Source organism: Solwaraspora sp. WMMB762 (assembly GCF_049179115.1).
Classification (GTDB): Bacteria; Actinomycetota; Actinomycetes; order Mycobacteriales; family Micromonosporaceae; genus Micromonospora_E.
The window spans coordinates 1,099,039-1,120,082 of record NZ_JBMHMD010000001.1 but is presented as its reverse complement, the minus strand read 5'-3'; the positions used below and the strand labels follow the sequence as shown (position 1 = coordinate 1,120,082).

22 protein-coding genes are annotated in these 21,044 nt (G+C 71.8%); 8 read left to right on the top strand and 14 right to left on the bottom strand.

The window, feature by feature from the left end; translation table 11 throughout:
• Window positions 1-78: 78 nt before the first annotated feature.
• From ACN27J_RS05320 to ACN27J_RS05300, 5 genes are all read right to left on the bottom strand, one after another.
• Window positions 79-984: an oxygenase MpaB family protein gene (locus ACN27J_RS05320; protein ID WP_421364134.1), complete on the bottom strand. Its 906-nt coding sequence runs from the start codon at window positions 982-984 to the stop codon at window positions 79-81.
• 11 nt (window positions 985-995) lie between these two features.
• Entirely contained in the window at window positions 996-2,228 is a 1,233-nt protein-coding gene (locus ACN27J_RS05315; protein WP_421364132.1) for an MAB_1171c family putative transporter, read from the bottom strand.
• A gap of 6 nt (window positions 2,229-2,234) precedes the next feature.
• The gene (locus ACN27J_RS05310) at window positions 2,235-2,789 is read right to left on the bottom strand and encodes a hypothetical protein (RefSeq protein ID WP_421364130.1); all 555 of its coding nucleotides are present in this window, start codon (window positions 2,787-2,789) and stop codon (window positions 2,235-2,237) included.
• Window positions 2,790-2,836: 47 nt separating this feature from the next.
• Complete coding sequence (locus ACN27J_RS05305; protein WP_421364128.1) at window positions 2,837-3,304, bottom strand: helix-turn-helix domain-containing protein; 468 nt, start codon at window positions 3,302-3,304, stop codon at window positions 2,837-2,839.
• Window positions 3,305-3,559: 255 nt separating this feature from the next.
• Complete coding sequence (locus ACN27J_RS05300; RefSeq protein WP_421364126.1) at window positions 3,560-4,615, bottom strand: hypothetical protein; 1,056 nt, start codon at window positions 4,613-4,615, stop codon at window positions 3,560-3,562.
• A gap of 296 nt (window positions 4,616-4,911) precedes the next feature.
• Between ACN27J_RS05300 and ACN27J_RS05295 the strand changes: the two genes are divergently transcribed.
• The 5 genes from ACN27J_RS05295 to ACN27J_RS05275 are packed head-to-tail and all read left to right on the top strand — an operon-like array spanning window position 4,912 to window position 10,577.
• Window positions 4,912-5,934: a LacI family DNA-binding transcriptional regulator gene (locus ACN27J_RS05295; protein ID WP_421364124.1), complete on the top strand. Its 1,023-nt coding sequence runs from the start codon at window positions 4,912-4,914 to the stop codon at window positions 5,932-5,934.
• Complete coding sequence (locus tag ACN27J_RS05290) at window positions 5,931-7,535, top strand: FAD-dependent oxidoreductase (RefSeq protein ID WP_421364122.1); 1,605 nt, start codon at window positions 5,931-5,933, stop codon at window positions 7,533-7,535. Before ACN27J_RS05295 ends, ACN27J_RS05290 begins: the two co-directional genes overlap by 4 nt.
• A gap of 33 nt (window positions 7,536-7,568) precedes the next feature.
• The gene (locus tag ACN27J_RS05285) at window positions 7,569-8,828 is read left to right on the top strand and encodes an ABC transporter substrate-binding protein (protein WP_421364120.1); all 1,260 of its coding nucleotides are present in this window, start codon (window positions 7,569-7,571) and stop codon (window positions 8,826-8,828) included.
• Window positions 8,828-9,745, top strand: coding sequence for a carbohydrate ABC transporter permease (locus ACN27J_RS05280; RefSeq protein ID WP_421364118.1), 918 nt, complete (start codon window positions 8,828-8,830; stop codon window positions 9,743-9,745). The genes ACN27J_RS05285 and ACN27J_RS05280 overlap by 1 nt, the downstream gene beginning before the upstream one ends.
• Window positions 9,735-10,577 carry a carbohydrate ABC transporter permease gene (locus tag ACN27J_RS05275; protein WP_421364116.1) on the top strand — a complete coding sequence of 281 codons (843 nt, stop codon included), beginning with the start codon at window positions 9,735-9,737 and terminating at the stop codon, window positions 10,575-10,577. The genes ACN27J_RS05280 and ACN27J_RS05275 overlap by 11 nt, the downstream gene beginning before the upstream one ends.
• On the opposite strand, the gene ACN27J_RS05270 is transcribed toward ACN27J_RS05275, so the two are convergent.
• Together ACN27J_RS05270 and ACN27J_RS05265 are read right to left on the bottom strand one after the other, a co-directional pair.
• Window positions 10,567-12,237, bottom strand: a complete 1,671-nt coding sequence (locus ACN27J_RS05270; protein WP_421364114.1) for a SulP family inorganic anion transporter — start codon at window positions 12,235-12,237, stop codon at window positions 10,567-10,569. The genes ACN27J_RS05275 and ACN27J_RS05270 overlap by 11 nt on opposite strands.
• Complete coding sequence (locus ACN27J_RS05265; RefSeq protein ID WP_421364112.1) at window positions 12,234-12,587, bottom strand: ArsR/SmtB family transcription factor; 354 nt, start codon at window positions 12,585-12,587, stop codon at window positions 12,234-12,236. The genes ACN27J_RS05270 and ACN27J_RS05265 overlap by 4 nt, the downstream gene beginning before the upstream one ends.
• Window positions 12,588-12,807: 220 nt before the next feature.
• On the opposite strand from ACN27J_RS05265, the gene ACN27J_RS05260 reads away from it, so the two are divergent.
• Window positions 12,808-13,362, top strand: a complete 555-nt coding sequence (locus ACN27J_RS05260; protein WP_421364110.1) for a snapalysin family zinc-dependent metalloprotease — start codon at window positions 12,808-12,810, stop codon at window positions 13,360-13,362.
• Between the two features lie 53 nt (window positions 13,363-13,415).
• Here the strand turns inward: ACN27J_RS05260 and ACN27J_RS05255 are convergent, their stop codons facing one another.
• Both ACN27J_RS05255 and ACN27J_RS05250 read right to left on the bottom strand, forming a co-directional pair.
• On the bottom strand, window positions 13,416-15,239 hold the full coding sequence (locus ACN27J_RS05255) for a metallophosphoesterase family protein (RefSeq protein ID WP_421364108.1): 1,824 nt from the start codon (window positions 15,237-15,239) through the stop codon (window positions 13,416-13,418).
• A 106-nt stretch (window positions 15,240-15,345) separates the two neighbouring features.
• Window positions 15,346-16,092: an SDR family NAD(P)-dependent oxidoreductase gene (locus tag ACN27J_RS05250; protein ID WP_421364107.1), complete on the bottom strand. Its 747-nt coding sequence runs from the start codon at window positions 16,090-16,092 to the stop codon at window positions 15,346-15,348.
• A gap of 84 nt (window positions 16,093-16,176) precedes the next feature.
• On the opposite strand from ACN27J_RS05250, the gene yidD reads away from it, so the two are divergent.
• Together yidD and ACN27J_RS05240 are read left to right on the top strand one after the other, a co-directional pair.
• Window positions 16,177-16,581: a membrane protein insertion efficiency factor YidD gene (gene yidD, locus ACN27J_RS05245; protein ID WP_421364105.1), complete on the top strand. Its 405-nt coding sequence runs from the start codon at window positions 16,177-16,179 to the stop codon at window positions 16,579-16,581.
• The gene (locus ACN27J_RS05240) at window positions 16,581-17,189 is read left to right on the top strand and encodes a class I SAM-dependent methyltransferase (RefSeq protein ID WP_421364103.1); all 609 of its coding nucleotides are present in this window, start codon (window positions 16,581-16,583) and stop codon (window positions 17,187-17,189) included. Before yidD ends, ACN27J_RS05240 begins: the two co-directional genes overlap by 1 nt.
• Before the next feature lie 22 nt (window positions 17,190-17,211).
• Here the strand turns inward: ACN27J_RS05240 and ptsP are convergent, their stop codons facing one another.
• The 5 genes from ptsP to ACN27J_RS05215 form a co-directional block, all read right to left on the bottom strand.
• Entirely contained in the window at window positions 17,212-18,861 is a 1,650-nt protein-coding gene (gene ptsP, locus ACN27J_RS05235) for a phosphoenolpyruvate--protein phosphotransferase (RefSeq protein ID WP_421364101.1), read from the bottom strand.
• Window positions 18,854-19,165 carry an HPr family phosphocarrier protein gene (locus ACN27J_RS05230; protein ID WP_421364100.1) on the bottom strand — a complete coding sequence of 104 codons (312 nt, stop codon included), beginning with the start codon at window positions 19,163-19,165 and terminating at the stop codon, window positions 18,854-18,856. Before ACN27J_RS05230 ends, ptsP begins: the two co-directional genes overlap by 8 nt.
• A gap of 73 nt (window positions 19,166-19,238) precedes the next feature.
• Window positions 19,239-20,279, bottom strand: a complete 1,041-nt coding sequence (locus ACN27J_RS05225; RefSeq protein WP_421364098.1) for a zinc-dependent dehydrogenase — start codon at window positions 20,277-20,279, stop codon at window positions 19,239-19,241.
• Window positions 20,276-20,743: a PTS sugar transporter subunit IIA gene (locus ACN27J_RS05220; protein ID WP_421364096.1), complete on the bottom strand. Its 468-nt coding sequence runs from the start codon at window positions 20,741-20,743 to the stop codon at window positions 20,276-20,278. The genes ACN27J_RS05225 and ACN27J_RS05220 overlap by 4 nt, the downstream gene beginning before the upstream one ends.
• On the bottom strand, window positions 20,736-21,044 hold the full coding sequence (locus ACN27J_RS05215; RefSeq protein ID WP_123601681.1) for a PTS lactose transporter subunit IIB: 309 nt from the start codon (window positions 21,042-21,044) through the stop codon (window positions 20,736-20,738). The genes ACN27J_RS05220 and ACN27J_RS05215 overlap by 8 nt, the downstream gene beginning before the upstream one ends.

The window sequence follows — 21,044 nt, the reverse complement described above, 5'->3', positions numbered from 1 at the left end:
CGTCGCGCTGATGGTTGGACCCGTACCCGGACTGTGACCACATCCACCAAACATGGTCGACTAATCGTGTCTGCTCGACTACGACGATTCCTCGGTGCGGTGGCCGGGTTCCGTCGCGACCGGGCCGAGCCGGGATATGTCGTACCCGTCCGGATACGTGGGTGTGTGGATACCGTCGGCGAACAGCGGGGTCCGACGCGGTCGGCCGGCCCAGCGCAGCAGCGCGGCGCGTAGCAGCAGCCCGGCGTGCAGACCCGCGCGTACCGCCGGGTTCGGCGTGGCCACCCCGGTCGCGGCCCGCAGTCGGTCGTCGTAGAAGGCGGCGACCAACGCGTCACCGAACGGCGCGAGCGGCCGTGGGATCTTCCCGCGCAGCAGCGCCCGGGTGGCCCGCTCGATCGACGCGGCGTCGTCGTTGTAGCGCAGATGCGTCCGGTCGTGGTCGTCGAACCAGGTGGCGAACTCGTCGAAGGAGCCCGGGATGTCCCGGATGCCCATCCGTCGACCCAGTTCGCGATAGTAGTGGTAGGTGGCGGTCCGTTCATGGCAGCAGGGCCGCCGCCAGCCGTACCGCTCCAGCCAGCGGATCGGGACGACCACCAGACAACCGAGGACGTAGCGATAGTCGTCGTCGGCGATGTCGTAGTGGCGGTGGATCTGATTGGTCCGCCGGATCGCGTCGCGACCCCGCGGGGCGTCGAGACCGTGCAGCATCATCTCGTACATCAGCAGTCCGGTGTCGTCGATCCGCTTGCGGGTGTGGTGCAGCAGCTCCCCGGTGCGCACGTGCACGGCGGCGACCCGGGGCAGCGAGAAGGACCGGTTGAACGCCAGGTTCAGGCCGAGTTTGCTGTCCCACGGAAACTCGTGGCGCACCATCGTCTGATAGATCTCGAGGTAGTCGAGTTGCGGGTCGAGGGCACGGATTCGCCGCAGGTTGGCGTATCGGTTACGTCGGAGGTTGGCGTATCGGTGCGGCTGCACGAAGGCCCCGTTCAGGATCGGTGTGGCGGTGGTGGCGCGGGCCGTGGCTCGGGCGACGACGCGGCGGCGGCCAGCACCTGGTCGACCAGCGGGGAGCGGCTGAACCATTCGGTCACCCGACTCAACCAGGCGATTTCGCCAGGATAGCCGTTCGGCGGATCGTGCGGCTCGGAGAAGTCCGGCTCCCGCACCGGCGTGCCGGTTGCGGCCTGCCGCACTCCGGCGGCGATCATCGCCGCCTCGACCAGCGCCGTGCGGTCGGGGCCGGTCAGGCCGGCGGCTGCGGCCAGCCGGTCGGCCGTCGGCGCGATCCGGCGGTCGATGTACGGGCGCAGCGCCAGCCGGCTGTCCCGGATCTCGGTGATCCGGCGGTGCAGCGCGTAGTCGATGTCGCGCAGGGCCACCCGCCGGTGGTGGGCCCGGTCGTCGAGGACCAGGTGCGGTTGCGCCGCGCTGACCGCCCGCCACAGGGGTGCCAACCGCCGCCACGACCGGTGCCGCCGCAACCAGGTCCGCCCGGTGTCCATGGCGGGACCCCAGGTCGGCAGGGTGAGACCGATCAGCATGCTGAGCGCACCGACGGTCACCAGGACCGCCGCGATCTGCGGCTCGCCGGCCGGTTCCCGGCCGACCCGGTAGGCGACCAGGTAACCGGCCTTGGTGGCGCAGTACAGTAGCGCGGCGGTCGCGCCGAACGCGGTGATCCGCAGCCCGCGACGGAGCCACCGACGTGGCGTGACCAGGGAGAAGCGCCAGCAGAGCCGGGCCAGGTCGGCGGCGTAGCAGACGAAGACGATCAGGTAGACGACCAGGTAGCCGGCGACCGCCGGATGAGCGGCGTCCTCGACCACCAACCGGATCGGTGCGGCACCGGCCAACGTGGTCGCCCAGAGTACGGTGAGCAGCCCGAACGCGGTCATCGAGGCGATCACCCGACGCCGGACCCGGCGGGCCGCGACCGCCGGCGGCAGGGCCAGGAACAGCAGCAGGATCTCGGAGTTGGCCGCGACCCCCATCACTCCGGCGTGCGCCAGCAGCTTGGCGAGGTTCGGCAGCCCGGTGATCCGGTCCACCGCCTCGGCGACCGGGCGGACGGCGACGGTCACTCCGGCGGCGAACGAACAGAAGGCGTACACCATCGCCCGCAGCACCCGGTTGTCGCGGTCCCGCCGCAGGTCACCCAGTTTGTAGCCGAAGGCGAGCCAGCCGGCGGCGGCGCAGACCGCGTACAGCGGGATGTCCATCGGCGCTCACCGGGGCGGTGGTTCGAGCCCGTGCCGCAGCCGGGCCTCCAACGCGGCGTCGGTGACCGGCCCGGCATCGTCGCGGGCGGGTGCCGATCCGAGGTCGGTCTCGCGGGCGGCGGCCTCCAGCAGGATGGTCGCCATCATCTCGGCTTCCTGCTCCTCGCCCCGGCTGTACACCCCGGTGCGGGGGAGTACCCGGTGCACCAGGGTGGGGCGCAGCGCCGGCATCAGCAGCTGGCTGGCCTGCTGGTCGTCGAGGGCGAGGGCGCGGTGGCCGAGCAGGATGTGGCCGATCTCGTGGGCGATGATGTGGTCCCGGTGCACCCGGCTGGTGCGTTCCTCGTAGGCGACGACGTGACCGGCGTCGGTGAAGAAGGTCAGGCCGAACGGCGCACCGGCGGGCATCGGCACGCCGACCAGGGTGATCCGCTGGCCGAGCACCGCACCGACCCGCTGGCACAGTTGTGGCGCGTCGAACGGCCGGGGCATCCGCAGGCCCTGTTCCTCGAGCTGACGCAGCCGGTCGCGGCAGGTCCGGCGCAGCGGGGATGACTTCATGTCCGTGCTTCCCTCAGCTTGGTCCGTCCGTCGCCACTGCATGACGATCACCGGTTCTGCCGTCCGTCGGCACCGGGGCCGCCCTCGGCGTGACGGTTCTCCAGCGCCTGGACCACCCGGTCGAGGATGTCGCCGACCGCGTCGAGTTGCGCCTCGGGCAGCGCGCTCAGCCGGGTCGCCACCGCGCGTACCTTGAGGTTGCGCATCGCCTGCAGCGCATGCAGGTCCCGCTCGATCTCGCCGGAGCGGCGCCGGTCGAAGAAGTACGCCGGGTCCACGTCGAAGAAGTCAGCGAGCGCCTCCAGATGCTCCTTGGTCGGGTTGGTCCGCCGCCCGGTGCGCAGCTGCCAGATGTACACGTCGGAGATGGAGCCGCCCCGGTCCCGGATGGCATCGGCCACCTCCCGTGAGGTGTACGGGTCGCGGCGGGCCGGCCGGACCGTCTCGAAGAGCAGGTTGAGCTTGTCGGCCAGGCTGGATCCCGATCCGCCAGGGGGGGTGGTGCCGCCCGTCACGGCTACCTCCGTCGGATGTGCAGCTGAGATCTGGGGAACTACAGCTAAGATCTGGTTGGGAACTACAGCTAAGATTAGCCACGTTGGCGCTGTCGGTTAATATCGGTTGACGACCATACGCCGAGTCAGTATACGATCACGACTTGAGGTTGACCAACCCGTTGGAGTGGCCGACCTCGATGCCGCTGGTGCGGTGAGGGGCGCGGAACGGGGGCGCCCCTCACCCCACCAGCCAGCGGTCGCTTTGGACGGCTGTCACATCGCCCGGGCCACCGCGATCCTGGTGCTGCCCCGCTGGCCGGCTTCGTAGAACATGTACCACCGGCCGCGGTCGGTGCCGAACGCTGGCGCCGCCGATCGGCGGTTGTCGGGTGCGCCGGTCAACGGTGCGTGGAACACCCCGAGGTGGATCTCCCGGTCGAAGTTGTTGCCCACCTCGGTCAGGTACATCCGGCCGGACCCGCCGTGGTACACCACGTACGTGGTGCCGTTGCGGTGCAGCAGGTGCGCGCCGCTCAGGTCGCTCTCGCCGTCGCCGGCCGGGCTGATCAGCGGCTGCGGGTCGAACTGCCATCTGCGGCCGTCGGCCGACCAGCCCCAGAAGATTTTCCGGTAGCCCGGTCGGACCTGGTGGTATCCCATGTAGACCATGACGTACCGGCTGCCCAGGGCGGGAATGCTGTGCTCGAAGACCCGGGCGTACGACGACTCGGTGATGTTCGGGACCATCGTCGTGGACAGCACCACCCCGTAGTAGGTGAAGTGCACGCCGTCGTTCGAGATCGCCAGCCGGGTGGTGTCGTTGTCGCCGTGGAAGTAGAGGTAGAACTGCCGGGTCGCGGCGTTCCACAGCACATGCGGTGACGAGACGTGCTCGACCGAGTAGTGCGGTGACCAGTCGCGCCGGACGATCGGGTTGCCGGCGTACTCGGTGAACGGGCCGGCGAGGGAGTTGCCGTAGGCCAGGCAGATCCCGCCGGGCCTGTCGTGCGGGGCGTAGTAGAGGTAGTACCGGGCCAATCCGCCGCTGATCCGGTCGTACACCCCACGTACGCAGGGGAAGATCAGCTCACCGGTCGGGTTGTAGCGCAGGTTGGCGTGGTCCAGCGGCTGTCCGAGATAGGCGTAGCTGGGGAATCCGGCGGGCGCGGCGACCGCGGGTCCGGCGGTGGCGGCGAGCGCGCCGACGCCGCCGGACAGGGTCGCGGCGCCGAGCAGGCTCGCGCCGCGCAGCAGCCGGCGTCGGTCGATGCCGCCCAGGTCTGGTGGTGTCGACCCGGGCGAGGCTTGCGGGTGAGGGTGCGGACGCATGGGGTGGCCTTTCCGACACGTGGGCCGTGGACCGGGGGAGTCCATGGCGTCGTTACTGGCAGTCAGGTGAGGCGGGACGGCCGGCCGAGCCCTCGGGTGGCTTGAGTCTGGTGTGGCCGGCGGCGTGGCGTCAAGGAGCTAATACGAATTATCACCGCAACTTCGATACCCGACGATCTATTCATCAGGGGTTGACGCGAGCGCCTGACAGGGTCCAGGCTGTGACTCACGACAGCCGCTAATGCGTATTAGCAGAGAATGGACGGGTACTCAGCGTGACCGGATCCCGTAGGCGGGTGACCCAGCAGGACATCGCCCGGATGACCGGCGTCAGCCAGGCGACGGTGTCCCTGGTCCTTAACGGCCGGGCCGACGCCGACGTGCGCATCGCCCCGGAGACCCGCGAGCGGGTACTCGCCGCCATCCGCGCTACCGGCTACGTCGCCGATCCGGTCGCCCGCCGGCTCGCCGACCGGCACAACCGAATCCTCGGCGTGTTCACCTCCGAGCCGGTCTTCCCCAGTAGTACGGGCGACTTCTACCACCTGTTTCTGCTCGGCATCGAACAGAGCGCCGAGCACCTCGGTTGTGATCTGCTGCTGCTCACCAGCGCGCCGGTCGTCGACGGGCGCCGTCGGCTGCTCCACCAGGACAACCGGCTGCGGCTGGCCGACGGTGCCATCCTGCTCGGCCGCCAGCTCGACCGAGTCGAACTGACCAGGTTGCTGGCCGACGGGCCGCCGTTCGTCTCCGTCGGCCGCCGCGACGACGCCGGCGGCCCGGTGCCGTGTGTCGGCGCCGACTACCCCGCGGCCACCGCCGGGCTCGTCCGACGTGCCGTTGCGATGGGCCACCGCCGGTTGACCTACCTGGGACAGGGGGAGGGGCCGGAATCGCACGCCGACCGGATGCGTGGTTTCCGTGCCGCCGCCGTCGCCGCCGGTGCCGAATGGCGGCACGAGCAGACCGCCGGCCGCGACCCGGGCGCCGTGCTCGACACGGTCATCGCCGGCACGTCCACCGCGGTCTTCGTCGAGGAGTACGCCGACGGCGTCGCGATCGCCGCCCAGGCCCGGCACCGCGGTCTGGACGTTCCGGGTGATCTGTCCATCGTCGCTCTCGGCGACCCGACCCGCCCGGCCAGCACCGACCTGGACTTCACCGGCTTCCGGATTCCCCGTCAGCAGATGGGCTGGCAGGCCGTCGAGGTCCTCACCGGACTGATCGGCGGCTCCGGGCCGGTGCAGCGGCTGCTGCCCTGCGAAGAGGTACCCGGCACCACCCTGGCGCCGCCAACCGGAAGGAACCCGGCACAGTGACGGAACACGGCTGCGACATCCTGGTCGTCGGCGGCGGACTCGGCGGGGTCGCCGCCGCGCTCGGTGCGCTGCGCGCCGGCCGGACGGTGCTGCTCACCGAGGAACACGACTGGCTCGGTGGGCAGCTGACCAGTCAGGCCGTCCCGCCGGACGAGCACTCCTGGGTGGAACGGTTCGGGGTAACCGCCAGCTACCGCGCGCTGCGCGACGGCATCCGGGCCTACTACCGGCGGCACTACCCGCTGACCGAGGCGGCCCGTGCCCACCCCGAACTGAACCCTGGCGGGGGTCACGTCAGCCGGCTCTGCCACGAGCCCCGGGTGGCCGTCGCGGTCATCGAGGCGATGCTGGCGCCGTACCGGGGATCCGGACAGCTGCGGGTCCTGCAGCCGTACCGACCGGTGGCCGCCGACACCGACGGCGACCGAGTCACCGCGGTCACCGTCGCACACCGCGACGGCGGCGGCGAGATCACCCTGACCGCGCCGTACGTGCTGGACGCGACGGAGACCGGTGAACTGCTGCCACTGACCGGCACCGAGTACGTCACCGGCTTCGAGTCGCGGGCCGACACCGGCGAACCCAGTGCCCCGGACGTGGCCGACCCGACCAACATGCAGGCCGTGTCGGTGTGCTTCGCCATCGACCACGTCGACGGCGACCACACCGTCGACCGGCCGGCCCGGTACGGGTTCTGGCGCGACTACCAGCCGCCGTTCTGGGGCGACCGGATGCTGTCGTGGCGCTCACCCAACCCCCGTACCCTGCAGATCGGGCAGCGCAGCTTCACCCCGAACCCCGAGGACGACCCGCTCACCGTCGTCGCCGATCAGCGGCTCAGCCCCGGCGACGGCAACCTGTGGACGTTCCGGCGGATCGCGGCGCGTCGGATGTTCCGCCCCGGGGCGTACGCCAGCGACATCTGCCTGGTCAACTGGCCGATGATCGACTACTTCGAGTCGCCGGTGATCGACGTGCCCGACCCGGCGCACCACCTCGCCGCCGCCCGGGAGCTGTCCCGCAGCGTGCTCTACTGGCTGCAGACCGAGGCACCCCGCCCCGACGGCGGCACCGGTTTCCCCGGGCTGCGGTTGCGCGGCGACGTCACCGGCGGCACCGACGGCCTCGCCCAGGCCCCCTACATCCGGGAGTCCCGCCGGATCCGGTCCGAGTACACCGTCGTCGAACAGGATCTGTCGCTGGCGGTACGTGGCGACAAGGGCGCGGTGCGCTACCCCGACCCGGTCGGCGTCGGCATGTACCGCATCGACCTGCACCCCTCCACCGGCGGTGACAACTACGTCGACGTCGCCGCGTGTCCCTTCGAGATCCCGCTCGGCGCGCTGCTCCCGCAGCGGATGCGCAACCTGCTACCGGCCGGCAAGAACATCGGCACCACCCACATCACCAACGGCGCGTACCGGCTGCACCCGGTCGAGTGGAACGTCGGCGAGGTCGCCGGCGCCCTCGCCGCATACTGCCTGGACCGGCGGGTCGAGCCCCACGCGGTGCGCGCCGACACCGACCTGCTCGCCGACTTCTCCGCCCGGCTGGACGCCGCCGGTGTCGAACGGCGCTGGCCGGACGTGACCGGCTACTGACCTCACCCGTCACCTGAGGAAGGACCCCACGACATGAGGAACCGGATAGCGACCGCGGCCCTGGCGGTCAGCCTGCTCGGCGTCGCCGCCTGCGGTGGCGGTGACACCGACAGCTCCGACGGGCCGGTGTCGCTGCGGATGACGATCTGGTCGGCCAACGAGGCGCACCTCGCGTTGTTCGACGAGATCGCCGACGCCTACCTGGCCGACCATCCCGACGTCGCCGAGATCAGTTTCGACCCGCTGCCGTTCGAGAGCTACACCACCACGCTGACCACGCAGATCGCCGGCGGGAACCCGCCGGACCTGGCCTGGATCTTCGAAAGCTCGGCACCGGACTTCGTCACCTCCGGCGCGCTCGCCCCGCTCGACGACGTGGTCACCGACGCCGACGACCTGGTCGACTCGGCCACCGCGCTGTGGCGCGACGGGGACACCCTGTACGCGTACCCGTTCTCGACGTCGCCGTTCGGGGTGTTCGTCAACCGCGACCTGATCGCCGAGGCCGGCCGGCCCGACCCGGCCGCGCAGCTCGCGGCGGGGGAGTGGACCTGGGCCAACGCGATCGACACCGCCGCAGCGGTCCACTCGGCCACCGACCGGGCCGGCCTGGTCATCCGGGACTTCGACTACCAGGGCTGGGACAACCTGTCGACGCTGTGGACCGGCTGGGGTGCCGAGGCCTGGAGCGACGACGGGCGCGATTGTGGCTTCACCGACCCGGCGATGGTCGACGCGATGACCTTCCTGCACGAGGCGATCTTCACCGCCGGCGCGCTGCCCGGACCGGGCACCAGCGCGGACTTCTTCGCCGGGGAGGCCGCGCTGACCGTCACCCAGATCTCCCGCGCGTCGCTGCTCGAGGACGACGGATTCGACTGGGATCTGCTGCCGTTGCCCGCCGGCCCGGCCGGCGAGTACGCGGTGATCGGCCAGGCCGGGGTCGCGGCGCTGCAACGCGGGCCCCACCCTGAGATCGCCGCCGACTTCCTGGGCTTCCTGACCAACCCGGAGAACTCGGCCAAGTTGGCGCAGTTCTTCCCGCCGCCCCGGCAGTCGCTGCTGACCGCCGACACCCTGGCGCAGACCAACCCGCTGCTCACCCCGCAGCAGCTGCAGCAGGTCGTCATCGACGGCATCGCGGACGGCGTGGTCAAGCCCAGCCACACCGACAGCGCCGAGATCAACCAGGCGGTCCGCTCCGCGCTCGACCCGATGTGGCAGGCCGACGCGAACGTGGCCGACGTCCTCGCCGGGGTCTGCACGGCGATCGAACCGTTGCTGGCCGGGTGATGCCGGCCCGGTCGACGGCGGTGGCCCGGCCCGCCTGGTGGACCACCCGGCGTCGGGACCAGGCGGCCGGCTACCTGTTCGTCACCCCGCAGCTGATCGGCACCGCGCTGTTCGTGCTGGTGCCGTTGGGCCTGGTCGGCTGGTACAGCCTGCACGAGTGGAACGTGCTGGCCGGTACCTTCGAGTTCACCGGCACGGACAACTACCGGCAACTCGCCGCCGACCCCGGCCTGCCCGGCGTGCTACGGGCCACCGTGCTGTTCTCGGTCGGCCTGGTGCTGGTCAACCTGAGCCTGGCGCTGCTGCTGGCGGTGCTGCTCAACCAGAAACTGCGCGGCACCGTCGTGTTCCGGACGCTGTTCTTCTCGCCGGTGGTGGTGTCACTGGTCGCCTGGACCATCGTCTGGCGGTTCCTGCTGCAGGACAACGGCGGCGTCAACGGTGTGCTCGACACGGTCGGCGCCGACGGTCCGAACTGGCTGCGTGGCGAGGCCACCGCGATGATCTCGGTGATCGTGGTGCAGGTGGTCAAGAACGTCGGACTCAACATGGTGCTGTTCCTGGCCGCGCTGCAGGGCGTGCCGGGCGAACTGTACGAGGCCGCCCGGGTCGACGGGGCCAGCCGGTGGACCCGGTTCCGGCGGATCACCGTACCGCTGATCAGCCCGACCATCCTGCTCACCTCGATCATCACGGTGGTCGGCTCGTTGCAGGTGTTCGCGCAGATCGCCGTGCTCACCCAGGGCGGGCCGGGCAACTCGACCACGGTGCTCGTCTACTACCTGTACCAGCAGGCGTTCCAGTTCCATCACTTCGGCTACGGGGCCACCCTGTCGGTGCTGCTGTTCGGCATCGTGCTGGCGTTGACCGTGGTGCAGTGGCAGATGCGTAGGAGATGGGTGTTCCATGAGCAGTAGCCTCTCGCCACGGGCGAAGCTCGCCCTGTACGGCGTACTGCTGGTGCTGGCCGTGCCGTTCGTCTTCCCGACCTGGTGGATGGTCACCTCGTCGGTGAAGCCGGTGAGCCAGATCTTCGCCTTCCCGCCGGCGCTGTGGCCGACCGATGTCAGCTTCGCCGCCTACCGTGACGTGTTCACCCTGCAGCCGTTCGCCCAGCAGTACTGGAACAGCGCGTACATCGCCGCCGTGGTCACCGTCGGCACCCTGGCGGTGTCGTCACTGGCCGGCTACGCCTTCGCCCGGATCCGGTTCCGGGGCCAGAACGGGCTGTTCCTGCTGGTTCTGCTCGGCCTGCTGATCCCCAGCGAGGTGACGATCGTCCCGCTGTTCCAGATGTTCAACCAACTGGGCCTGATCGACACCCACTGGCCGCTGATCCTGGTGCCGATCTTCGGTGCGCCGAGTGTGCTGGCCACCTTCATCATGCGGCAGTTCTTCCTGGCCCTGCCCGGGGAGCTGGAGGAGGCGGCCCGGGTCGACGGGCTCGGCCGGTTCGCCACCTTCTGGCGGATCGCGCTGCCGCTGGCCCGCCCGGCGCTGGGCGCGGTGGCGATCTTCACCTTCCTGCACAGCTGGAACCTCTACCTGGAGCCGATCGTCTTCCTGTCCACCCCGGAGAAGTTCACCCTGCCGCAGGCGTTGACCCAGTTCGTCGACGCGTACGGCGGGCCGATGTGGAACGTGCAGCTGTCGGCGGCGTCGCTGACCGCGATCCCGGTGCTGATCGTCTTCGTCATCGCCCAACGGCAGTTCATCGAGGGCCTGGCGCACACCGGCCTCAAGGGGTGACGCCGTCGTCGCGGGTGCTGTGCAGTTGGCCGAGGACGGCTCGGGCGGCGGCGATCGCCTCCGGCGTGTCGCGGAAGATCCGGTCGAGTCCGCTCAGCCGGGGCAGCAGCCCGTACGCGGTGAGCGCCTTGTGGTGTCCGTCCCGGATCCCGGACAGGTAGACGGTGATGCCCCGCCGCTCCAGCCGCTGCACCACGTCGCGCAGCACCAACGCGCCGGAGGCGTCGATGGTGGACACGCGGGACATCCGCAGGATCACCACCCGGACGTCGGCGACCTCGGAAAGCTCCAGCAGGAACCGGTGCGCGGCGGCGAAGAACAACGGCCCGTCCAGCCGGTACGCGACGATGTGCTCGGCCAGTAGCGCCTGCTCCTCGGCGTGGTGGTCGCCGGTGTCCAGCGGCACCCGGTCCAGCCGTACCGCCTGGGCGATCCTGCGCAGCGCCAGCCCGCCGGCCACGACCAGGCCCACCAGCACCGCGGTGACCAGGTCCAGCAGTACGGTGGTCGCCGCGGTGAGCGCCATCACCAGCCCGTCGGATCGCGAGGCGCGGGCCAGCGCGGCCAGCGCGCTCACCTCGACCATCCGGATGGCGGTGGCGATCAGCACCCCGGCCAGCGCGGCCAGCGGGATATGGCTGACCAGCGGGGCCGCCGCGACCATGAGCAGCGCGAGGATCAGCGCGTGGGACAGCGCGGCCAGTCGGGAGGCGGCGCCGGCCCGGACGTTGACCGCCGTCCGGGCGATCGCCGCCGTGGCCGGCACCCCGCCGAACAGCGGCGTCACCAGGTTGGCCACGCCCTGGCCGAACAGCTCCCGGTCCGGGTCGTGCCGCTGCCCGACCGACATGCCGTCCGCCACCGTGGCCGACAGCAGGCTCTCCAACGCGGCCAGGGCGGCGACCGCGATCGCCGCGGTCGCCAGCGCCGGCACCGCCGCCAGGTCCAGAAACGCCAGCGACGGTGCCGGCAGGGTGGCCGGCAGTGCGCCGATGGTCGGCACCGGCAATCCGGACAGCATCGTCGTGACGGTCGCTGCGGCGACCGCGAGCAGCGAGAACGGCACAGTTGGCCGCCACCGCGCCCCGGTCAGCATCGCGGCGGCGACGGCGAGGGCGATCAGCAGCGACGGCCACTGCGGCTGCCGGACGAACGCCGCCACCGCCTGCCCGGCCAGCGGCAGCACCCGCTCGCCGTGGACGTCCACGCCGAGCGCCGTCGGGATCTGCTGCAGCAGGATCACCCCGGCGATGCCGGCGGTGAAGCCCTCGATCACCGGGGCCGGCATGTACCGGGCGACCTGACCCGCCCGGACCAGTGCCAGCAGGATCAGGATCACCCCGGCCAGCAGCCCGACGGTGAGCACCCCGCCCGGACCGAACTGGGCCACGATCGGCACCAGCACCACCGTCATGGCCCCGGTGGGTCCGGAGACCTGCAGGTTCGACCCGCCGAAGACCGCCGCGAGGGCACCGGCGACGACCGCGGTGACCAGCCCGGCGGCGGCGCCCAACCCGGAGGCGACACCGAAGCCGAGGGCGAGTGGGAGGGCGACGACCGCCACGGTGAGTCCGGCGAGCAGGTCCCGGCCCGGTTGCCGGCGGACCGCCCGCCAGTCGGCGGCCTGCGGCAGCAGGCGGCGTACGGCCGTGGTGTTCACCGGCGACCCGAGGTGGTGCCGGGGGACGCCTGACGCAGCGCTGCGAGCAGTTCGGTCTGGTCGACCAGCATCTCGGTGAGGATCCGCCGGGCGGCGCGCATCAGGTCCGCCACGTCCGGCCCGGCCAGGGCGTAGGTGACCGCGGAGCCGTCCCGGCTGGAGACCACGATCCCGGCCCGGCGTAGCACCGCGAGCTGTTGGGACAGGTTCGACGCCTCGACGTCGATCTCGGCGAGTAGTTCGCGCACCTGGCGGGGGCGCTCGCCGAGCAGCTCGAGCACCCGGATCCGCACCGGGTGGCCGAGCATCCGGAAGAACTCGGCCTTCTTCTGGTACAGCGGTACTGTCATATGAACAATTGAAGACTTCTTCAAGCAGTGGTCGGCTGCCGGGGGTCCGTGCTGTGCGAGTCGTCACGTCGGGCCCGGCTCCCGGGTGTGCCGCGAGGCTCGACCGGCGTACCGCGCTATGAGCGAAACGGGATAGGTGTACGTCGATCAAAGTGGCCTACGGTGAGCGATACCGGTCGATACCAGTCGGTATCGCGGCCCGTTCCCAAGGAGCCATGCCATGCCGAGACAACGCACCGTCCGGGCGATCCTCGCGACGGTCACCGCCATCCTGTCGCTGATCGGTGTCCAGGTCGTGGCCACCGCGCCGGCCTCAGCCGCGGTGACCACGATCTACTACGACGCCAGCCGGGCCGGCCAGTTCGCGACCAACTTCGCCCAGGCCGCGCAGATCTGGAACAGCAGCGTGGACAACGTCCGGTTGCAGCCCGGCAGCCCGGCGTCGGTCGTCATCTACGTCGACAGCGGCTGGCCCCGGGCGTACGTGACCCGGCTGGGCGCCGGCCGCATCTACATGGGTACCCAGGCGGTGGACCAGGGCTACGACCGGACCCGGATCGCCACTCACGAGTGGGGACACATCCTCGGGCTGCCGGACCGGCGTACCGGCCTCTGCTCCGACCTGATGTCCGGCAGCAGTGCGCCGGTGTCCTGCCGCAACGCCTACCCGAGCGCCGCCGAGGCGGCCCGGGTCGACCAGTTGTTCGCCCGAGCCGCCGCGACGGCCACCGACGCCTCCACCGCCGGCAGGTCCTACGTGTGGGCCGGCAACTGAACCGACGACCTGCGGTCCCGCCACCGGCCCGGCCGGTGGCGGGACCGCCGCTGTCAGCCGCCGAGCGGGAACCGGTCCAGCACGACCGGCGCGACATCCGGGGTACGCATGTCGTAGCGGTAACTGGTCACCTCGCCGGTGCCGGTGTCCAGGACGCTGAACACCGAGTAGTCGTTGCTCTGCACGAACGGCAACGGCGTACCGGCCGGGTCGGTCAGCGGCGCGACCGTCGGCACCTGCGGCTCCAGCCCGCCCGGGTTGCCCTGGACCAGGTAGTTGTCCGGGTTCCACGGTGCCGGCGGGACCGGCCGGGACCGACCCGACAGCGGGTGGAACGCGCCGTACGAGTTGCCCACGTTGGAGGTCTCCAGGTAGTGGGTGCCGGATTCCGCGGTGAACCGGTTCCACAGGTGCGAGTGGCCGTTGAGCACCAAGTTCACCCCGGCGGACTCCAGCAGCGGGGCGACGTCGCGGGTCAGCACGTTGTCCGCCCGCGGGTAGTCGTACCGGACCAGGGTGTTGCCGGCCGCGTCGGTCTGCACGGTGCGTACCGGGTCGGTGAACGGCGGGTTGACGTTGTCGCCCAGCCCGTGCGGGCCCTCGTGCAGCATCACCACCGTGTACTTCGCGTCCCGGAACTGTCGGCTGGCCACCTCACGCTGCAACCACCGGTACTGCCGGCTCCCGACGCCGATCTCCTCGAAGATGTGCGAACCCCAGCCCTGGGCGAGCAGGTCGTCAGTGGTCGCCGGAGCCTCGGTGTACCGGGTCCGCTGCCAGTTCGCCGGGTCGGCGGCGATGCCGGTGCCCCGCCAGATCCGGGTGGCGTACAGCGAGATCAACCGGACGTCACCGACGGTGGTCGCGTACCAGCGCTCCCCGCCGGGTCCGCTGGTCGGCAGGGAGAAGATCTCCTCGTACGTCTCGGTGTTGAACGAGTTCTCCAGGATCCAGCGTTCCTTGATCTTGCGGTTGTTCCGTGGGTTCACCTGCCGGGCGACCTTGCGGTACGCCGCCTCGGCCACCTCACGCGGCACCGGCGCGTTGAACGACTCGTTCAGCGTCGGCAGCCCACTACGGCCCTGCACCTCATGGTTGCCGATCGCCGGGAAGATCGGTGCGTTCTGCAGGATCTCACCGCCGGTCCAGGTGACCCCGTTCACGGTACGCGACGCCCGCCCCTGCAGCGCCGGGAAGAACGCCCCGCCGCGCTGGTCGTCGAACCACTCCGAGGCCCGGTCCGGGACGTTCACCAGGTCGCCGGCGAGGAACACCGCGTCGATCCGGCCGACGGTCTCGATCGCCTTCTGCAGGTTCGCCGGGGTGTTCGGCATCGACTGGTGGTCGCTGGTCAGCAGGATCTGCTGCGCCTGGCCGGGGGCGGCTGCCGGCGCCAGGGTGTATGTGTCGGAGGCGACCATCGCCCCACGGTCGATCGACACCACCCGGTACGGTGTCCGGCTGCCCACGCCGAGCCCGCGTACCGTCGCCTCGTGCCGCCAGATGTGCCGGCGGGTGATCTGCGCCGGCGGGTCCGGGATCTGCGAGCCGGCGTCCTCCGCTACCCGGGACAACTCGCCGGTCCGGGCCCGGAACACCCGTACCCCCCGGATCTTGCCGCCGGTGGCGGCGGCCCGCAGCTCGGCCCGGTTGAGCTCGCCGGCCCGGTGGCCGACCACCACGACGTGGTGCCGACCGGCGAACTCGGTCAACCAGACGACCCGGACGGAGTTCTTCGCCGGGGACTGCAGGAACGGTTCGGTGAGCAGGACCGGGTCGGCGCCGGTGCCGGCGCTCGCCCCGGACGGCGCCGCCGCGCCCATCAGTAGGGTCAGGACCGCGAGGATCGCGGTGAACTGCCAGATCGGTCTGGACACGATGCCTCCACGCTGCGGGAATCAGACGAGCCGCAGCATCGCCGGCACAGGTGAACAGCACCGTCGAGGGACGCTGACCAGCGGATGAACGCCCGTACCCGCCGGGTCAGCGGTGTACCAGCCCGCCGCCGACCTCGATCACCTGACCGGTGACCGCACCGGAGTCGGGGCTGGCCAGGAAGCGGACGGTGGAGACGATGTCGTCAGGGTCGAGTCGGCGCTGCACCGCCTGCCGGTGCAGGATCGCGGCGTCGACCGCGGCCTCGTCGACCGGGGCGTTCCCGGCGAGTTCCCGTTCGCCCTCGGTACGGATCGCACCCGGCGAGATCGCGTTGACCGTCGTGCCGTCGGGCCCGAACGCGCGGGCCAGCGAACGGGTGAGACCGACCAGCGCCGCCTTGCTCGACACGTACGACGGCCCGGACGGGCCGCCCAGGCGGACCGTGGCCGAGGTGACGTTGATGATCCGGCCGCCGCCACGGTCCCGCATCCCCGCCGCTAACGCCTGGCTGAGCAGCATCGGGGCGGTGACGTTGACCGCGAACGTCGCCTCCCATTCGGCCAGCGGCAACTCGTCGATCCAGACGTTGGACGCCCGTGCCGCGTTGTTGACCAGTACGTCGACCGGCCCGGCCGCCTCGGCCAGGGCCAGCACCTCGGCGGGGACCGACAGGTCCGCCTCGACGATCCAGGCGTGCGCGCCGGCCGCCCGGCACCGTCCGGCGACGGCCTCCGCCTCGTCGGCGGCGGCCAGGTGGTGCAGCACCAGGGTCGTCCCCGGCGCGGCGAGACCGGTCGCGAGGGCCGCGCCGATGCCGCGTCGGGCCCCGGTGACCAGGATCGTCCGATTCATGAGCTGATCCTGCGGCCGGTCCACTGCCACGTCAACGACGACCGTCTCGCGTCGCTGTTGCCTGCGTCGTCGATGATCAACAGCATGTTCCTGAAGGACCGGGCGAACGCCCGAAAGAATCGCCGCCGGCAGCGCAGGTCCCGCTCCCGTAGCGTCGACGGCTGCTGGGACGGCTGCGACTGTTGCGACCTGGGACTGTTCTCGACCCTGTTGACCGTCGGCGCGCTGGCGGCGGCCGCCACCCGGGCACCCGTGCTGGACCGGGCGGGGGAGGCGGCCATCCGTGGCTACCGCCGTTGGCTGTCGCCGTACTGGCCGGGCCGCTGCCGGTTCACGCCCACCTGCAGCGCGTACGGCCTGGCTGCGGTGCGCACCCACGGCCTCGGTATCGGCGGCCGGCTGGCCGCCGCCCGGCTGCGCCGCTGCCGCCCCGACGTGCCGTACGGCTCCGTCGATCCGGTGCCGGACGGGTGTGGCAGGCTGGTCTGATGGCGGACAGGCAAACCCACTGGGAGGGCGTGTACGGCACGAAGGAGATCACCGAGGTCAGCTGGTACCAGGACGAGCCGCGGCTGTCGATGCAGTTGATCGCGGCGGCGCTGGACGGCACCGGCGGCGCGGTTATCGACGTGGGTGGCGGCGCGTCGGCCCTCGCCACCCAGCTGTGGCAGGCCGGACACCAGGATGTGACCGTGCTGGACCTGTCCGGAAACGCGCTGGCCACCGCGCGGCGCGGGCTCGGGCCCGACGCGTCGGCGGTGCACTGGGTGGTCGCCGACGTACTGGACTGGGAACCGGCGCGCACCTACCGGGTGTGGCACGACCGGGCCGTGTTCCATTTCCTCACCGAGGAGGCGGACCGGGAACGGTACCGGGCGACGTTGCGCCGTTCGCTCGGACCGGGCGGGTACGCCGTCGTCGGCACATTCGCCGACGACGGACCCACCCACTGTTCCGGTCTGCCAACCGCCCGGTACACCCCCGCCGGACTCGCCGCGCAGTTCCCCTGGCTGCGGGTGTGCCAGGCACACCGGGAGGAGCACCATACGCCCGGTGGCACGGTTCAGCCGTTCACCTGGCTGCTGCTCGCCGGCTGACCGAGCCCGCGCGGCGACCGGGTCAGCCGGCGGCCGGGCCGACCGAGGCCGCCGCGCGGGCGGCCGGCGCGTCCGGCGCGGCCAGCGCGGCCCGGGCCAGCCGCTGACAGTCCTCCAGGGTGTGCGCGGCGAGCGCGGCCCGCACCGCCGGCACCGACCGGGCCGACATCGACAGGCTGGACACCCCGAGCCCGGTCAGCACCACGGCCAGGGCCGGGTCCGCGGCCGCTTCACCGCAGACCCCGACCGGTTTGCCGGCGGCCGCACCGGCCTGCGCGCAGGCGGCGATCAGCTCCAGCAGGACCGGCTGCCACGGGTCGAGCAGGTCGGCCAGGTCGCCGCAGAGCCGGTCGGCGGCGAAGGCGTACTGGCTCAGGTCGTTGGTGCCGATGCTGAGGAAGTCGACGTGCCGTAGCAGCGCCTCGGCCCGCAGCGCGGCGGCCGGCACCTCCACCATCACGCCCACCGTGGGTAGCCCGACCGCGCGGGCCAGCTCGGCGAACTCGGCCGCCTCCGCCGGCGTGGTCACCATCGGTGCCATCACCCACACCTCGGTGCCGGTGGCCCCAGCGGCCTGTGCGATCGCGTCGAGCTGGGTGCGCAGCACCTCGGGGCGGCGCCGGGCGGTCCGCAGCCCGCGTACGCCGAGCGCCGGGTTCGGCTCTTCGCCGGCGTGCAGGAACGGCAACGGTTTGTCCGCGCCGGCGTCCAGGGTCCGCAGCACCACCTTGCGGTCACCGGCGGCGGTGAACACCTTCGCGTACGCGGTGACCTGCTCGTCGTGACCGGGCGGCTCGGCGCGGTCCAGGTAGAGCAGTTCGGTGCGGAACAGGCCGACGCCTTCCACGTCGTCGACGAGGTCGGCGGCGGAGCCGACGTTGGCCAGCAGGGTCACCGGATGTCCGTCGGCGGTGCGTCCCGGCCCGCTGGTCGCCGCCAGTTCCGCCCGGCGGTGCTGTTCCCGCCGACGGGTCTCGGCGACGGTGTCGTCGTCGACCCCTGTCGTGACGTCGCCGGTGGTGCCGTCCACGGTGACCAGCGTGCCGTCCGGCACGTCGAGAATGCCCGGGCACCGCACGACCGCCGGCAACCCGAGCGCCCGGGCCACGATGGTGGTGTGGCTGGTCGGCCCGCCGGCCGCCGTGACCAGGGCGAGCACCCGGGTCGGGTCGAGCCCGGCGGTGTCGGCCGGGGCCAGATCCCGGGCGCTGAGGATGAACGGCACGCCCGGGTCGGGCACGCCGGGCATCGGTTCGCCCAGGCAGACCGCGACCGCCCGGTCGCGCAGGTCGTCCAGGTCGGCGACCCGTTCGGCGAGGTACCCGCCGGCGGCCGCGAACGCCGCCCGGTGCTCGGCGAGCGCGGCGTCGATGGCGTGCGGTGCGTCGGCACCGGCGGCCACGCGGGCCCGTGCCGCCTCGTGCAGCACCGGGTCCTCGGCCATCATCACCTGCGCCCGCAGGATCTCCGCCGCCGTCGGGTCGGTCGCGGTGCCGGCCCGCCGACCGAGTTCGGTGGCGACCGCCACCAGGGCGGCGACCGCCCGGTCCGCCTCGGCGGCCGGGTCGTCGACCGGCACCGGCGCGGGCAGCCGGGGCGCCTCGGCCACCCGGTGCACCGGGCCGGCGGCCAGACCGGTGCTGACGCCGAGCCCGGTCTGCAGCTCAGCCACGACCGGCCGCCGTGGCACCGGCGCCGTCGCCGTCGGGCTCGGCGTCGAGGTCGCGGGCGAGCAACGCGGCCAGCTCGTCGAGCGCGGCGTCGGCGCCGTCACCGTCGGCTTCCAGGGTCACCTCGGTGCCCTGCTTCGCGCCGAGGGACAGCACGGAGAGCATGCTGCGGGCCGGCACCGCCGGCCGACCGGCGGTGCTGATCATCACCGGCACCGGCGCGGTGGCGGCGGCGGCGACGAACAACGCGGCGGGCCGGGCGTGCAGGCCGCTGGCGGAGCCGACGGTGACGGTACGGGTAGGCATGGCTGCCTCCTTTGTCCCTGGTGGGAGTCAGGGCTCGATGGATTCCTGGGTCAGGGCTCGTTTGGTTCCTGGATCAGGGCTCGATGGTGACTTTGATGGCTTCGCCCCGGGCGACCACGTCGAAGGCGTCGAGGGCCCGGTCCAACGGCAGCCGGTGGGTGATCAGATCGGCGACCGGTACCGCGCCGCTGGCGATCAGGGCGAGCGCCTCGGCGTTGTGCGACGGGCTGGAGCCGTTGGCGCCGACGATGGTCAGCTCCCGGTAGTGCACCAGGTTGGAGTCGCAGGCGATGACCGGCTTGTCCTTGGGTAGACCGCCGAAGAAGCTGATCCGGCCCTGCCGGGCGGTCATCTGCAACGCCTGTTCCTGGGCGACACCGGCGGCGGTCGCGGTGATCACCACGTCGGCGCCGCGTCCGTCGGTCAACTTCTTGATCTCGTCGATCACGTCGGTTTCGGCACCGCAGACGGTGGCGTCGGGATGCACCAGCGCGGCGGCCAGGTCGAGCCGCTCACGGTTGACGTCAACCAGGAAGACCCGGGCGGCGCCGCGCGAGCGGGCCAGCCGTACGTGCAGGCAGCCGATCGGGCCGGAGCCCATGATGACGACGTCGTCGCCTGGGCCGACCCGGGCCAGGTTCTGCCCGTTGAGTACGCAGGCGAGCGGCTCGGCCACCGACGCCTCGGCGTAGCTCACCCCGTCCGGGATGCGGTTGAGCCCGTCGACGGCGAGCACCTTGGCCGGGACCACCATGTGCTCGGCGAACCCACCGTCGTAGTGGTAGCCCATCGACTCCTGGTTGGGGCAGACCGTCATCCGGCCGCGCCGGCACTCGCCGCAGGTGCCGCACGGGATGGCCGCGATCACCTGGACCCGGTCGCCGGCCTGCCACCCGGCGACCTCGGCGCCGACCTCGACGACCTCGCCGGCGATCTCGTGGCCCATCACCCGGGGCGGGGCGATGTGGTGGTGACCGTAGTTGCGGATCTTGACGTCGGTGCCACAGGTCGAACAGGCCCGGACGCGGATCAACACGTCGCCGGGGCCGGGCTGCGGCTGCGGTGCCTCCTCGATCCGGACGTCGCCGGGGGAGTGGAACCGGACGACCTTCATGTGGAGCTCTCCTCTCCTACCGGCGCGAGCAGCCGGAGCACGTCGTCGATCTCGGTGGCCTCACGCAGCTCGCGGGCCTGTTCCGGGTCGAGCAGGATCTGGGCCAGGGCGGCGAGCAGCTCCACGTGGCCGTCGCCGCGCGCCGCGATCGCCACGCAGACGGTGACCGGGGATCCGGCCCAGTCCACCCCGTCGGGGAAGCGCAGCACGGCGAGCGCGTCGCGGCGTACCGCTTCCTTGCCGGCCAGGGTGCCGTGCGGGATCGCCACACCTTCCCCGACGTAGGTGGAGATGGACTGCTCGCGCTGCAGCATCGCGGCGACGTACTCCTCGGTGACCGCACCGAGCTCGACCAGCACCTCGCCGCATCGGCGCACGGCGGCGACCCGGTCGCCGGCCTGTTCGGTCAGCCGGACGGCCCGGCGCTCGAGCAGAGCGCCGGGGTCCGATTGCGGTTCAGCCATCGAGTTGGCCGCCCTGCTGCACCACGGCCACCAGCCGGGCGACGGCCGGGTCGCCGAGGAAGATCTGCACCGGGACGACCACCTTGCCGGGTGCGCTGACGCGGGCCCGGTCGGCGAGCCCCTGGTGGCAGACGATGACGTCGGCGTCGGCCGGAATGGAGTTGACCGGGGTGTGCTCGACGGTCACCTGCTGCTTCTTGAGCTGCTTGCGCAGCTGGCTGGCGAGCATGACGCTGCTGCCCATGCCGGCGTCGCAGGCGACGACGACCTTGCGGATGCTCTGGGCGTCGATGGTGGCCAT

Bases quoted from the DNA above. Each gene is read 5' to 3' on its own strand.
- ACN27J_RS05315 (WP_421364132.1), bottom strand. From the start codon at position 2,228: ATGGACATCCCGCTGTACGCGGTCTGCGCCGCCGCCGGCTGGCTCGCC.
- ACN27J_RS05310 (WP_421364130.1), bottom strand. From the start codon at position 2,789: ATGAAGTCATCCCCGCTGCGCCGGACCTGCCGCGACCGGCTGCGTCAG.
- ACN27J_RS05300 (WP_421364126.1), bottom strand. From the start codon at position 4,615: ATGCGTCCGCACCCTCACCCGCAAGCCTCGCCCGGGTCGACACCACCA.
- ACN27J_RS05285 (WP_421364120.1), top strand. From the start codon at position 7,569: ATGAGGAACCGGATAGCGACCGCGGCCCTGGCGGTCAGCCTGCTCGGC.
- ACN27J_RS05280 (WP_421364118.1), top strand. From the start codon at position 8,828: ATGCCGGCCCGGTCGACGGCGGTGGCCCGGCCCGCCTGGTGGACCACC.
- ACN27J_RS05275 (WP_421364116.1), top strand. From the start codon at position 9,735: ATGAGCAGTAGCCTCTCGCCACGGGCGAAGCTCGCCCTGTACGGCGTA.
- ACN27J_RS05265 (WP_421364112.1), bottom strand. From the start codon at position 12,587: ATGACAGTACCGCTGTACCAGAAGAAGGCCGAGTTCTTCCGGATGCTC.
- ACN27J_RS05260 (WP_421364110.1), top strand. From the start codon at position 12,808: ATGCCGAGACAACGCACCGTCCGGGCGATCCTCGCGACGGTCACCGCC.
- ACN27J_RS05250 (WP_421364107.1), bottom strand. From the start codon at position 16,092: ATGAATCGGACGATCCTGGTCACCGGGGCCCGACGCGGCATCGGCGCG.
- yidD (WP_421364105.1), top strand. From the start codon at position 16,177: ATGTTCCTGAAGGACCGGGCGAACGCCCGAAAGAATCGCCGCCGGCAG.
- ACN27J_RS05240 (WP_421364103.1), top strand. From the start codon at position 16,581: ATGGCGGACAGGCAAACCCACTGGGAGGGCGTGTACGGCACGAAGGAG.
- ACN27J_RS05230 (WP_421364100.1), bottom strand. From the start codon at position 19,165: ATGCCTACCCGTACCGTCACCGTCGGCTCCGCCAGCGGCCTGCACGCC.
- ACN27J_RS05225 (WP_421364098.1), bottom strand. From the start codon at position 20,279: ATGAAGGTCGTCCGGTTCCACTCCCCCGGCGACGTCCGGATCGAGGAG.
- ACN27J_RS05220 (WP_421364096.1), bottom strand. From the start codon at position 20,743: ATGGCTGAACCGCAATCGGACCCCGGCGCTCTGCTCGAGCGCCGGGCC.
- ACN27J_RS05215 (WP_123601681.1), bottom strand. From the start codon at position 21,044: ATGGCCACCATCGACGCCCAGAGCATCCGCAAGGTCGTCGTCGCCTGC.